General features: G+C 37.4%; 9 protein-coding genes. 3 read left to right on the plus strand and 6 right to left on the minus strand.

The genetic code is table 11. The features are described from left to right. The first annotated feature begins 75 nt into the window (after positions 1-75). The gene (locus tag MTF67_RS05550) at positions 76-3,090 is read left to right on the plus strand and encodes an immune inhibitor A domain-containing protein (protein WP_248518938.1); all 3,015 of its coding nucleotides are present in this window, start codon (positions 76-78) and stop codon (positions 3,088-3,090) included. Between the two features lie 52 nt (positions 3,091-3,142). On the opposite strand, the gene MTF67_RS05555 is transcribed toward MTF67_RS05550, so the two are convergent. The 6 genes from MTF67_RS05555 to MTF67_RS05580 all read right to left on the minus strand — a co-directional run bounded on the left by MTF67_RS05555 (position 3,143) and on the right by MTF67_RS05580 (position 10,222). Beyond that, the gene (locus tag MTF67_RS05555) at positions 3,143-4,150 is read right to left on the minus strand and encodes an isocitrate dehydrogenase (RefSeq protein ID WP_006793428.1); all 1,008 of its coding nucleotides are present in this window, start codon (positions 4,148-4,150) and stop codon (positions 3,143-3,145) included. 186 nt (positions 4,151-4,336) lie between these two features. Next, the gene (locus MTF67_RS05560; RefSeq protein WP_248519119.1) at positions 4,337-6,025 is read right to left on the minus strand and encodes a hypothetical protein; all 1,689 of its coding nucleotides are present in this window, start codon (positions 6,023-6,025) and stop codon (positions 4,337-4,339) included. A 7-nt stretch (positions 6,026-6,032) separates the two neighbouring features. Further along, positions 6,033-6,419: a DUF3192 domain-containing protein gene (locus MTF67_RS05565; protein WP_033019488.1), complete on the minus strand. Its 387-nt coding sequence runs from the start codon at positions 6,417-6,419 to the stop codon at positions 6,033-6,035. 68 nt (positions 6,420-6,487) lie between these two features. Continuing rightward, complete coding sequence (gene xni, locus MTF67_RS05570; RefSeq protein ID WP_248518939.1) at positions 6,488-7,261, minus strand: flap endonuclease Xni; 774 nt, start codon at positions 7,259-7,261, stop codon at positions 6,488-6,490. A 10-nt stretch (positions 7,262-7,271) separates the two neighbouring features. After that, positions 7,272-8,615, minus strand: a complete 1,344-nt coding sequence (ppnN, locus tag MTF67_RS05575) for a nucleotide 5'-monophosphate nucleosidase PpnN (protein WP_039037389.1) — start codon at positions 8,613-8,615, stop codon at positions 7,272-7,274. 71 nt (positions 8,616-8,686) lie between these two features. Continuing rightward, the gene (locus MTF67_RS05580; RefSeq protein ID WP_058429243.1) at positions 8,687-10,222 is read right to left on the minus strand and encodes a GGDEF domain-containing protein; all 1,536 of its coding nucleotides are present in this window, start codon (positions 10,220-10,222) and stop codon (positions 8,687-8,689) included. A 204-nt stretch (positions 10,223-10,426) separates the two neighbouring features. Here MTF67_RS05580 and MTF67_RS05585 point away from each other — a divergent pair, with 204 nt between their 5' ends. Together MTF67_RS05585 and MTF67_RS05590 are read left to right on the plus strand one after the other, a co-directional pair. Beyond that, complete coding sequence (locus tag MTF67_RS05585) at positions 10,427-12,208, plus strand: M61 family peptidase (protein ID WP_248518940.1); 1,782 nt, start codon at positions 10,427-10,429, stop codon at positions 12,206-12,208. A gap of 155 nt (positions 12,209-12,363) precedes the next feature. Further along, a complete protein-coding gene (locus MTF67_RS05590) occupies positions 12,364-14,451 on the plus strand; it encodes a bifunctional diguanylate cyclase/phosphodiesterase (protein ID WP_248518941.1) in 2,088 nt (695 codons plus the stop codon). The last annotated feature ends 249 nt before the right edge of the window (positions 14,452-14,700 follow it).

Consider the following 14,700-nt stretch of genomic DNA (forward strand, 5'->3'; position numbering starts at 1 on the left):
AAAGCTGGTTTATAACATGTTTAAATAGTTGTTATTAGGTATGATGTGCTTAACAAATTGTTTGAGGAATATACAGTGAACAAAATAGCGTTACTTACACTTATTACTACGTTGTTTAGCTCTATAACTGTAGCTAAAACATCTACTCCGCACGATATAGGTGTAACCAACAAAGAACGTATTTTGTATTGGCTTAATAAAAAAGAAGACTTAACTTCCGATGAGTTAGAAGCGTCTTACAATGAATACGTCAATAATCAATCACCTGTGCAAGTAGCATTAAAAAATGGGTTTAGCCAGCTACCTCGTTTATCTACATATAACTCAATACAAAAGGGGCTCTTATCTAGCCAACAATCTAGTTTTTCATCGGAGTTAACCCCAGATGATAGAGTTAATACCGTTAAAGTATTAACTATTTTAGTTGATTTTCCTGATTTAAAGCACGACGAAAACCAGTTAACTCCCCAAGACACTGATATGTTTTATACCGACTACTCCCCAGATCATTACCAGCAGATGCTGTTTAACACTAACGGCTATGAAGGCCCTGACGGACAGGTTCTTTTATCGGCGGCCGATTATTATAAAGCGGCTTCTGGCAACAGCCTTAATTTTGAAGGGCAAGTTTACGGGTGGGTAACTGCAAAAAATAACGCTAAATTTTATGGTGAACGTTTAGGCTCTACCCGAGATAAAAATGCGCCGAGCCTTGTAAAAGAAGCTGTTGAAAAAGCGGTTGCACAATTTAATATTAATTTGGCTGATTATGACTTAACTGATCTTGATGACATAGACGGTGATGGTATTACCGACGAACCAAATGGGATAATCGATCATGTTATGATTTTTCATTCTAGTATTGGTGAGGAGTCGGGCGGGGGTTATTTATCAACAGATGCAATTTGGTCACATCGTTATTATGTTTTAGACGAAAATAGCCAACCAACTGAAGTTGTTGGGAGTGATATAAAACTATTTGGTTACACAATAAACCCTATTGATGCCGCCATCGGTGTTGTTGTTCATGAGTTTGGCCACGATTTAGGTTTAAAAGATGAATACGATTTACAGTCTAATACGGTAGGTGAGCCTGTAGCCTCATGGTCGGTTATGTCGTCAGGTACGTGGGCGGGTTCACCACGCGGGTCTGAGCCAGTAATGTTTAGCCCATATGCGCTAGAATATCTTCAAACACGCTACCAAGGTAATTGGGTAAACCAGCTTAGCCTTGATATGGATGAGGTTGTTACGAACCCAGTGCAAGTGATTAATAACGCATCAAGTACGTCTAAATCACAAAGCCAAGTAAAGGTCACATTACCACCAAGGCTTGAAAAATTTAAAACACCAGTAGAAGGCGTTTTTCAATATTATTCAAATACCGGCGATAATCTTAATACTCGCTTAGTGAACACCATTAATTTACCAAGCACGACAGAGTCGCTTATGCTGAGCTTTGTTGCTTTTTATAGCATTGAGCAAGATTATGACTTAGTTCAAATAAAGGTTAATGGTGTGCCAATCGCGGGTAACTATACGCAACCTACTAACCCTTTCTATGGCAATATTGGTCCTTATATTACAGGTGATTCATTTTTAAATCCTGATGCACAACTTCCTAACGGATACTTAACGCATCAATTTGATTTATCTGCTTATGCAGGGCAAACAATAGAGTTACAAGTACAATACTTAACAGACGCTAATACGCATTATTATGGTTTTGTTATTGACGATATGCGCATTGAGCAAAATGGTTCATTAATTTGGCAAAATAACGCAGAAACTCAAAGTAATACGACCTTATCCGGGTTTGCAAAAGTAGGGAGTTATGTATTTGCTATGCCATCTTACTACTACCTGCATTTGCGTGACTATTCGGGTATAGATAGTGGATTACAAAAAGAAGGTTACTCGCCGGGATTATTACTGTGGTACAGCGATGAGTCGCACACTGATAACAATACAACTGAGCACCCTGGTAGTGGTTTTGCATTGGTTGTTGACGCAGATCAGCGTGCTATCAATAAAGGAGGCACGCAATCACCAGCAAATACCGCTATTCAAATAAGAGATGCCGCATTTAGCCTTTATGCTCAACGAGCAGGTCTAGGAGATGACGATTTATCTGCTATCAGCTCTTTTAGTGACGAGATGGACTATGGCTTTGCAGAACAAGCTGAATCGGGTGTTAAATTACCACAAGTTGGCTTTGGTTTTACGCTCACAAACCAAGAAAACGATAATCAAAGCATAGAAATATTATTAAATTACGAGCCATCAAATGGCATTAGTTACTCACTCTCAGATTTCACAGCAGATTTTACAGTTGATGGATTGACGCTTTCGCCATCCGATACGTTTACTTGGGATTTTGGTGACGGCAGAACAAGTTCTGAGTTATCCCCTTCGCACGTTTTTGAGAGTTACGGACGCTATGATGTTAAATTTACTGCAAGCAACGGTGAAGAAGAGCAGGTAGCAACAACAACAGTCATTATTGTCGCACCCCTGAGTATTACTGAAATTGATTACGAAATAACACAAGGGCTACTAACGGCAAAAGCTGAAGTTGCAGGAGGGTTAGCACCATACAGTTATTTGTGGAATTTAGGCGACGGCAGTTCGCTAGCATCACAGAGCATTTCATATGACTATTTACACTCGGGTGATTATTTATTGTCGCTAACAGTGACTGACGACCAAGGAATGTCGGTATCTCAAAACGTAAATGTAAACGTAAATGTTCCACTTGCAGTTAATACCGTTTTTTCAACAAATAATTTAACGGTCCAATTTAACGCGGATGTCATAGGTGGGTTTAAAAATTATACATATAGCTGGGATTTTGGTGACGGCAGTGAGCTTTCTCAAGTTCAAAACCCAAGTCATACGTATCAAAATGCTGGCAGTTATTCTGTTACTTTAACTATAACCGACACAATTACGGGAGAGGTTATTAGTGATGACTTATCCGTAACGGTAGCACAATCTCAAACTAATAGCGGTTCAAGCTCTAGTGGAGGGTCGCTTGGTGGGTTATTAATTTTTATGTTGTTAATTTCAATTAGATTTAAACGCCCTTAAATGGCATAAAAAAGCCAGCAAAAATGCTGGCTTTTTTGAACGTTTTATTAAATTACAGGCGATCGATCACTGACTGTGTGAAATCAGTTGTTCCGTGGCTGCCACCTAAATCACGTGTAGTACGGTCACCTGATTTAATTACATCAGCAACAGCGCTACGAATTCGCTCCGCTGTGTCACCCATGTTTAAGTGCTCTAGCATTTGAATAGACGCTAAAATTACTGAGGTAGGGTTTGCTAGGTTTTTACCCGCGATATCTGGTGCGCTACCGTGCACAGCTTCAAAAATTGCAGCATCTTCACCAATGTTTGCACCTGGTGCCATACCTAAACCGCCTACTAAGCCAGCACATAGGTCTGATAAAATATCACCAAATAGGTTAGTCGTTACAACAACGTCAAACTCTTCTGGTGTCATTACAAGTTTCATACACGTTGCATCAACAATCATCTCTGTTGATTCAATTTGTGGGTAACGCTCAGCTACTTCACGAGCAACTTTTAAAAATAAGCCAGAAGTAGATTTTAAAATGTTCGCTTTGTGAACCGCTGTTACTTTTTTACGGCCTTCTCGTACCGCAAGCTCATAAGCAAATGTTACGATTTTTTCAGCGCCTTCACGCGTTATTACAGACTTTGCTTCTGCTTCATTACCGTCTTCGCTCACTACTTGGCCAGCGCCTGAGTACATACCTTGTGTATTTTCGCGAATAGTGATGATATCAATATCATCGTAACGTGCTTTAGTGCCTACAAATGATTTTACTGGACGTACGTTAGCGTATAAGCCAAATTGCTTGCGCAGTGTTACGTTAATAGACGTAAAACCTTCACCTACAGGGGTAGTTAACGGGCCCTTAAGTGTGATTTTGTTTTTAGCAATTGTATCAATTGTCTCTTGTGGAAGTAACTCACCTGTTTTTTCTAGAGCGGCTAGGCCAGCATCAACAAATTCATAATCAAAATCGCATCCTGCGGCTTTTAGTATTTCAAGTGCTGAGTCGATGATGCTAGGACCGATGCCGTCGCCTTTGATCACTGTGATGGTTTGTTTGGCCATTATCTTTTCCTTTAAAGAGTTTGATGTGCACATAAATTACTACTCTGAGAGAGTAGCTGCTTGTTAGGTCATTTATGTGAATGGTTGAAAATTTTAAGGGCGCATTTATACCAATTTAACGCTTATTTTGCCAGTTTATAGAATAAATAATGGGTATAACTTGTATTTATAATGGTAATAACCGAACTAAATATTGTTATATATTTGAAGATTTCCTAATTGGTCGTAAAAAGTGCGCTCTTCATTCCAGCCATTTAAGCTTAGTTGTTCACTAAGAATTTGCTGTTGCCATGGGGTTAATTTTAGTTCTGGTTTGAAAACCTGTTGCGCAATAACTTTTAAGGCGACCCATAGCTTATGTTTATTTGTTAGCTGTTTTTTTGCTGTTTGCTCTGCCTGTAACAACGTGTTTGCCCAAGGGTTATCGCTCAGTAATTGTGAAAACAATGCTTCGATGTGTTCATTTTTAATACTTGCTACACCAAAAAATGCACTAAATGGTGAACTTAGCGTTTTGTTAGGCACTTCATCGATAGCTATTTTTCGTGTTAAGTGAGTACTGCATTGGGTTAACATAAAATGAGTATATGCATACAGAGGTAAAGTTATGTGCTCAAATTGATACTGCTTATTAGGTGCTACCAATAAAGCCATTATTTTTACTAAGCTGTCTAATCGATTTACTATAAACCTTTGTAGTGGGTGAGGTGTTGAATTCACCAATTGTTCAAATACAACGCGCTGAATAATCGCAGGTGCATTATTGTATCCAACCATCGACAAGCTATGGCGGAGATCTTTAGCTGCTTGATGTTCTTTATTATAAGGTTTTACGGCTTCACATACTCGCGCAATAATCTCAGGGTGATGACCCATTATTTTATTCAAACCTTTAAAACTATATTCTTGGTTAACTTTAATTTGACTAATTAACTCAATTAGTTGCCTTGGTTTATCTAAACTGCTTGGCTCGTTAATAGTAATATGTTCACTGTTCCATACACTGTATATAAGCTTTTTATCTGCACACTTCCATTGTTTGGGATTGTCTTTTAGTGACGCTTTTATTCTATACCAAGCTAATTTCTGTTTATTTTCTGAGTTAACTAAAATGTGTCGGTTTTGTTTGTCGGTAGCTAAATAAACCATACTTTGATCTTGATATATAACTCGGCTACCAGCTAAAAAGGGTCCCACTTCGGCCACGTAAGACTTGACCAAATGTTGTGCAAACAGATTTGGCGTGCGCAAATATATATCGGCCAAAGCTTGATAAAAACTTATGTGCTTTTTAGCAGGGGTATGAGTTATATTCATTGCTATTATATTAGCTAATGCAACAAGCGTAATTCCACCATCGTAAAGCATTGTTTTAGGCGTGTTTACAAGGGCTTGCTTATATTTATTTAGTTTAGCGAGTATATGTGTAATAGGGGCTGCGCTATTGCCGCAGCTCAACATTATTTTTGCTGCAAATTGGTGGCGAAGCTGCCAAATTTTTTTATCATTGGCACTAAATTTAGACTGTTCAGCTAGCTTATTTAACTGCGAACAAACACATATATGCTCTACAAGCGAAGCGCTAATATAAAGTTCGGTAAGTTTTTTATCGTAATTTTGGCTAGCGCATAAGCCGGCGGTAATTACACATTGGCTTATAACTAAATTAGTTGAGTAGCTGTATTGAGGATTAAATAACGTTAATTTAGACAACAGTGCATTAGGGTAGTGTTCGTATAAGATTCTATACTGTTCAGCTAATTTACAAGCCATAGGATATAAAGCTTGCCAATGTTCTTTGTTATTATAGCCTGTTAAAAGACGCTGCGTATTTTCGTGCAGTTGCTTTAAACGATTCGCAAGTGGCTCATCCATTATGCCTTCACCTAACTTCTTCCTGATATTTACTGTACGCACTTGGTCCCCATAAAATGAGTTGGCCATTTTTAAATAATAAACCTGTGCATTCATCCATTGTCGTTATTCCGTCTGACGTAATATGCTGAGTACGATAAAAAATAATCTGCAATACTTGTTCGTTATCCCGCTTAGCAAATGTCAGGTCTGGGCTGCCAAGGTAATCAAGTACGGTGTTGAGTGTAGTTTGAGAATCTAGAGAAAGTTTTTCAATGTAGCGCTTGTTAAATGACTCTCGATCTTGCCAAATCATAGCTTGAGGATCGTCTTTGTAAAAAGCAATCACTAAAGTTGCAATGAGCGCATATAGCCCCAAGCCTAAAATTAAATACCGAATAAACTTTTTCAACACTATTTACCTTAAATACTACCAGGGTATTAGTATACGTTTTGCTGTAAATACACGCTATTTACTTGCGACTAATTAAGCCTGAGCTGCTTTAAACTAAACCCTAAATTAATATCTGTTCTTAAACTAACCAATTGTTTGGAGATAACGTACATATCCATATTGGTTTCAAGCTTTTTGCGTAGTCCTGAATTAAGTAATTCATCGCTCAATGCTTCATTTATAGAGGTGTAATTATTAACAAGCTGTTGAGCTGATTTTATACCAACGCCTTTAACACCAGGAATATCATTCGTTTTATCGCCTGCAAGCGCCCAAAAATCGACGAGTTTATTCTTATCTACCCCAAAGCGTTCATGTATTTTAGGTTCATCTAAGTGCTGCCTTTTAAAGTAATCGTAAATATGTATTTCACTGTTTAAATACGGTAAAAATCCCTTGTCAGTGGATACGATAGTACTCGTGATTTTATTATCAGCAGCTTTGCAAGCAAGGGTAGCAATAATATCGTCAGCTTCATCATTTATTGGTTCAAAAACAACAATACCGGTTTCCTCTATTGCTGATTTAAAATGATGCAACGCACTTTTTAGCGTTTCAGGCATTGGGGCTCTTGAGTGTTTGTAATGTTCATAAAAGTGATAACGCCAACTTTTATCCCCATCAAATACCGCAATAGCATGTGTTGCATCCGTTATGCGAAGCATTTTTTTGCATGCTTGAGCTACACGCTCGCTGCAAGTAAGCACCAATTGCTTTTCGTTGCTATGTTTTTGATTTGCGTCAACTGCGTAAATGCGCCTAATTAAATTAAGCGCATCAATTAATAATAAATGGGGTTTCAAACTATACGACTCATGCTTTTATTTTGTAACACGGAATATACTTACTACCAGGAAGTTTCATACGACCTTGATCAACAAAAGCCTGTAAAAGTACATCCATATCTTGCATTAAGGCAGGCTCGCCGCTGAGGGTATAAGGTCCATGTTGTTTAATAGCGCGTACACCCTCATCTTTAACATTACCCGCAACAATACCAGAAAATGCACGTCGTAAGTTTGCTGCAAGCTGTTGTTTTGGTTGATCCAAATGTAGGTCTAAGCTTGCCATATTTTCATGTGTGGGTGCAAAAGGCTGCTGAAAATCGTGATCAATTTTAAGCGTCCAATTAAAGTAATACGCATCGCCTTCACTTTTTCTATACTCGCGTACATTGGCCATTTTAGATTTTAGCTTTTGACCTACTAAACTCGGATCATCAATAATCACTTCAAATTTGTCTAATGCTTCTTTGCCGAGTGTCATTTCAATAAATTCACAGAGTTTTTCAAAGTAATCTTTACTTTGTTTTGGTCCTGTTAAAATAACGGGCAAACACTGCTTTTCGTTATCAGGATGCAATAAAATCCCTAGTAAATACAATAGTTCTTCGGCAGTGCCCGCACCACCTGGAAAGATAATAATTGCATGAGCTGTGCGTATAAATGCTTCCAACCGTTTTTCTATATCTGGCAAAATAACGAGTTCGTTTACTATTGGGTTAGGGGGTTCAGCTGCAATAATGCTGGGTTCTGTTAACCCTAAATAACGATTGTTTTTAATACGTTGTTTAGCATGGCCAATGGTGGCACCTTTCATTGGACCTTTCATTGCCCCAGGTCCACAACCAGTACAAATATTCAATCCACGCAAGCCAAGTTCATAACCCACTTGTTTGGTGTACTTGTACTCAGTTTCGTTTATTGAATGTCCACCCCAACAAACCACCATATTAGGCTCGCTGTTTACACGAAGTGCATGCGCATTTCTGAGCATATCAAACACCATATGAGTTATGGCTTTTTGTTCTTGCAGGTCTTTTTCGTACTTTTGACAAATAAATAAAATATCGCGGATAACTGAAAATATGTGTTCGTGTATACCGGTGATTATTTCACCATCTACAAAGGCTGTTTTTGGAGGGTTTTCAAGTTCAATTTTTATACCGCGCTCTCGGCTGAGCAAGCGAATATCAAAATCTTTATACTTGTCGTATATTTGCGAACTTTCGTCTGTGTGGCTGCCTACATTGAGTACCGCTAACACACAATTTCTAAATAATTTATAACGTTCGCTGGTAGAAGATTGTTCTAATAAATCAACCTCTAACTGAGATAATAAATCTAATACACCAGTTGGGTTTAACTGTATTAACATGGGCGTACTCCTTGCTATTTATGTAAATTACTACTGAGTCATACATTTACAATATTTATAATCGAATGACATTATTTACTTATACAAAGGCGGTCTCTACCTGAATTTTTGGCTTCATACAGAGCGTCATCGGCTCTATCAAAAGCTTTAATTGGCGTATCACCTTTTTTTAATTGCGTAGCGCCTACGGAGATAGTTATTTCAATTTGCTTATCTTTAAACTTAAACGGGATACTTTTTATAACCTTTCTGAGTTTTTCAAGCGGTGCAACTGCATTATCAACAGTGGTTTCGCTCATTAATAGCACAAATTCTTCACCGCCATATCGCGCTATAAAATCAGATTTTCTTATCGACTTTTGTAATGCTTTTGCAATAACTTGCAACGTTATATCGCCAGCTGTATGGCCAAATCTATCGTTTATTGACTTAAAGTGGTCAACATCGATAACGACCAGCGTAACATTTGATTGCTGAACATTAAATAAATGCATTTCGTGATTGTAACGTTCGTCAAAAGCGGCTCTATTAGGTAATTTTGTTAACCCATCCAGCAGGCTTTTAAAACGTTGATCGTTTAAGCGTTTTTTGTATTTTGTAAGCTTTGTTTCAAGCGTACCAATACGACCATTAATCTCACTAAAACTAGATACAAGTATTTCTCTGTCTTCGCGTTCTAGTTTTTCTTTTGCCATAAAGTCTTGAGTTAACGACTTTAACTCATTATCAACAAGCTCTTTTAATGATGAAATAGAAGTCGCAGATTGTGTTTTTTCGTTTAAGCTTTCTATTTTACTTTTAATACTTTTATTTAGGTTTTCAAACTCAGTCCCCATTGAGGTTGAGTGCTTACTTGTAGCGACTATTGATTTGTGTAGTTCTTCAATTGTTTGGTTAAGCGACGATAAAAAGCTTTGCGCTGATTCTCGTTCTTTATTTATATTTTTAACAACAACAGTAATTATATTTATGGCCGTATCGAGCAAAGACCCTAAATTATCGCTTTCAGATATAATGCTCTTAATACGTTTAATTTCTACAGTTGCTTCATCTTCAAGAACTAAATCGTTAGCGAGTTCAAGCAGCTTTTGCGCTAGTGCAGGCGTGGCCTCACAGCTAATATTGCTATCAGCACGTAGCTTTGTGTTTAATGCCTGATGATAAAAGCTTATTAATTTTTCTAGTAGCGGAATAAAGTCATGAGTGGAGTGGACGTTATTCATTTCGTGATCAAGTAAGTTTCTTAACGAGCGGCGTGTACCCTCTGGCAAGCCTTTGGTTTTTTGTAGTTGTCTGCCAGCAGATAAAACACTTTCTTGCAGGTCACGTTGCTGCGATAGTTGTATGGCTTCTTGCTTTTTTAACAGCTCTATTGTTTCGTCGATTAAAGGGGATAAATCGTCAAAACCAACGCCTTTATTTAATGCGCTTCTAAAGTTAGCAAGTCTGTTATCAAGCTCCGTGTCTAGACCCTTACAGGCTAAAGATAGTTTAGATGAGAAAATAGAGAGGGTGTCTACTTGATGTTTTCGCGCGTCTTCAAGTGCCATGCGCGCACCAATTGCTTGTTTAAGTTTTTTCTCTGTAGCAGTAGATTTTTCTGACACCTAGGCAAGCCACCATGATTTGTAATTTTATTATTCTAAGTCTACAACAAATTTATATTAAGTGTAGTTATCTCGGTAAAAACTCTATAATTTTATTAACCTAGTGCGTACAAACTCGTATACATGAGTGTTTATCGCTTTTAATTCACATTTAAATGTACGCTTGTTAACCTTGAGCACAATTAAGGTCTTAATTAGGTTTCTATGAAAAAGTTATTAGTTTTATCAATTTGTGCTGCGTTATCTGCATCTGCATTTGCAGATGTTAACTATTCATTGAGTATTGACGAGCCCCAACACCATCTTGGTGATGTGCGCGTTCAATTCCCTAAATCAGCACAAGCCCATCTTGATATTAAATTACCTTCTTGGCGCACCGGCCGTTATGAAATACTAAATCTTGCCAATGGCGTACGTTACTTTAACCCAACAGATAAAGAGGGTAATCCTTTAAAGTGGGAAAAAATTGATCACAGCACATGGCGTGTTCACATTGATACACCAACAGAAGTAAGTGTAGGGTATCAGGTCTATGCAAACGAGCTTGGTAAACGTGCTCGCCATATTGATGATAGCCACGCTTTTATAGACGCTTCTGGCTTTTTTATGTTTAGCGAATCATTTCGACAAGAGCCTGTAACGGTTAATTTAGATGTTCCGAAACAGTGGCGTTCAGTATCTGGAATGGATAATTTAGATTCCACTCATTCGTTCAAGGCAGCTAATTACGATGTGCTTGTGGACTCGCCTATCGAAACAGGTATTAACCAACTTCACTCATTTAACGTTGATGGACGTGAGTACGAATTAGTTATTTGGGGAGAGGGTAACTACGACGTTGAATTAATGTTGCGTGATCTTAAAAAGCTAGTAACAACCGGTAATGTAATTTGGGATAGTTACCCATATGAGCGGTATGTATTTATGGTGCATGCTACTTCTGGCGCTGGTGGTGCAACCGAGCATTTAAATTCGACCATAATTCAAAGGCCGCGTGATCGATTTGGCTCTCGTGAAGATTATTTAGGTTTCATAAGCACAGCAGCTCATGAGTTTATTCATACTTGGAATGTAAAAGCATATCGTCCAAATGGATTGGTACCTTACGATTACACCAATATGAATTACTCAAAATTACTTTGGATTGCAGAAGGCTCAACAAGCTACTTTGAGGATCATTTATTAGTGCGTTCAGGCATTGAAACGACAGATGAGTTTTTTAAAGGGCTAACAAAAACCATTAATCGACACTTACAAACACCAGGCAGAGAAGTTCAAAGTGCCAGTGAAACGAGTTTTGATAAATGGATTAACCAAGGTGGGGATCACGGACGTAATTACAGTACCAATATATATTCAGAAGGCTCATTGTTATCAATGGTACTTGATATTGACCTACTAGAAAAAACAGCGGGTAAAGTAAGTTACCGTGATGTGCATAAAGCACTATATAACAATCATAAGCTACCAGCGGGCTTTGATGAAAAAGACGTACTAAGCATTTTACAAAACCTGACAGGTCTCGATTATTCAAATTGGTGGGAAGAGCATGTGGACTCACCTGCATATATTAATTTTGACGAGTTGCTTAATAAAGTAGGTTTGACTTTTGAACGACCACAAGCTGCTAAGGCTATTGCCAGCATAGACGCAGTGGCTAAAAATACCGGCCAGCTTTTAACATTAACGCATGTTCAACGCGATGGTAGCGGGTGGAAAGCAGGCTTAACAACTAACGATAAAATTGTAGCTATTAATAAGCTCCATGTTAATAAAGATTTAAAGTCTAGCCTTGAGACGTTTAAACCTGGTGATAAAGTAGTTATTGACTTTATTCGTCGTGATGCATTACAAAGCCTCACATTAGTATTAACTGAAAAGTTTGATAAACCTAAAAAGGTAACTGCTAATTTACAAGCAAGTGAGAAACAAAAAGCCCTTTTCAAAGCTTGGATGGGTGTTGAGCACCCCAATGATACTAAATAGCATTTAAAAATAGTAATAAAGGAGCTAAGGCTCCTTTTTTATTGCTCCAACAATTAATAATAAACCTAAGCTTATTTTTTAAATATATGTGTATGGAAATTCAACAATTAACTTCTATTATAAAATAAGGAAATTTTAAAGGAGATAGACTCAGCATGACTGCCAACTCAATTGTAAATCAATTATCTAAACAGTTTGTAACTAACGATTCATTGCACCAATTATTTGAAAGTGTTAATTCAATCTCAGTTCAAGGTTATGATGAGCAAAGACGAGTTGTGTATTGGAACAAAGGGAGTGAACTCCTTTATGGCTATAAACAAGAGGAAGCACTTGGAAAGAAGCTAGAAGAACTGATAGTACCAGCCCCTATGAGAGACATGGTAATTGAGGCTCATACAAAGTGGATCAATGAAGGCGTAGCAATCCCTGCTGCAGAAATATTACTTAAACATAAAAATGGAACTGACATATACGTTTATTCAAGCCACGCAATGTTTGAAAATGAATTTAAAAACAAGCAAATGTATTGTATAGACATTAATTTGTCGGATGTAAAAAAAGCCCAAGCCATTGCCACATTTAAAGAACAAATGCTAAAAACCATTTTTGAAGCAATCCCAGATTTGCTTTTTTTAATGGACTATAACGGAATAATTATCGATTACCATGCTAATAATCAAGATGCTCTCTATGTCTCCCCTGACCAATTTGTTGGTAATAATATGCTTGATATTTTACCGAAGAGTGTTGCTAAAAAGTTTGAAGTTTACATAGAAAAAGCAATTGAACAAGATGAAATTGTAACGTTTAAATATGAGCTGTCCGTTCCTCAAGGGCAGGTGTATTTTGAAGCAAGAATTAACAAAGTTTTAAAATACGACCAAATAATGATAATTATTCGAGATATAACCGAACAACATCAATCAGAGCAACTCATTCGTAAACAAGCTTATTTCGATAGCCTTACACAATTACCAAACCGTTTACTCGCTCTTGACCGTTTATCACAGCTAACAGTTGAGGCGACTCGTAATGATGAAAAAGCAGCGGTATTTTTCTTAGATTTAGATGATTTTAAAAAAATTAACGATTCACTAGGTCATGAAGCAGGCGATAAAGTTTTAATTGAAACAGCCAATCGTTTACAAAGGGCATTAAGAAAAGCTGACACAATTGGTCGCTTAGGTGGCGACGAGTTCATTATTTTGTCAAAAGGAATTTCCACTCAACAAAATGCTGTGGGTATTGCCGAAAAACTCCTGCAAAATTTTCGAGAACCTTTCACAATTGAGGGGCGAGAGTTAATGTTAACAATTAGCATTGGGGTAGCAATGTTTCCAGATAACGGCAAATCTGTGTCTGATTTATTAAGAAACGCCGACACGGCAATGTATCAAGCCAAAGCTCTGGGTCGAAATACATACTCGTTTTTTACTAATCAAATGAATACTGTAATCCAACGACGCTTAACAATAGAAGAGCAAATGCGAGGTGCTTTGCAGCGCAATGAATTCATTCTTTATTACCAACCGCAATTTGATGTTAAAAAGAACGAAATTATAGGGGCAGAAGCATTACTCAGGTGGCTAAACCCTGTACTAGGAAGTGTGGCACCAGATGAGTTTATCCCTATTGCAGAAAAAACAGGCGTGATCATATCTATTGGTGAGTTTGTTATTGAAGAGTCACTTAGTTTACTCAATCGATGGAAGAACGTAGAACAGCTCAACAGAAATTTTTCAATTGCAGTAAATTTATCTCCTAGTCAATTTAAAGACCTGAACCTGTTTAACTTTATCAAAACATCGTTATCAAATGCGAACATTGAACCTCAAAGTCTTGAACTTGAAATTACAGAAGGTGTTTTAATGAGTGGAGAGTCCAGCATTACTGACACATTAAACGATATAACAAATTTAGGTGTTATATTGTCAATGGATGATTTTGGCACAGGTTATTCCTCGTTAAGTTATTTAAGGAAGTACCCGTTTAATGTACTAAAAATAGACCGTGGTTTTATAAATGGGATTACAAAAAATAATGAGGATTACAGTTTAGTAGAAGCAACAATTGCCATGTCACATGGTTTAGGGTTAAAAGTTGTCGCTGAAGGCGTAGAAACAAAAGAACAACTCACAATATTAAAAGAACTTGGTTGCGATCTAGCTCAAGGATATTATTTTAGTAAACCAATACCTGAGCAGGACCTCATTGATTTTTCGATACGTTTTTATAGTTAACTTGCAGTAAACCTTGTAACTGGTGCGATGTAACCACCGTGTTTAAATAACATTTTTTAAATGGTTTTCTAATTCAAACATAAATCGATTTAAGACTTCGTTTAATTTATTACTTCCATATACAGCAGCATGAACGCGTATTTGTTGGGTTTTGACTGTGCCATGGCTTTTAAATCGGTCGAGTTATATCAGTACTTCACATTCAGCGTCTGCTATGTATTGAGGTGATAATTTAATAGACAATAAGAA

Source organism: Pseudoalteromonas sp. 2CM32C (assembly GCF_023161925.1).
GTDB classification, from domain to species: domain Bacteria; phylum Pseudomonadota; class Gammaproteobacteria; order Enterobacterales; family Alteromonadaceae; genus Pseudoalteromonas; species Pseudoalteromonas marina.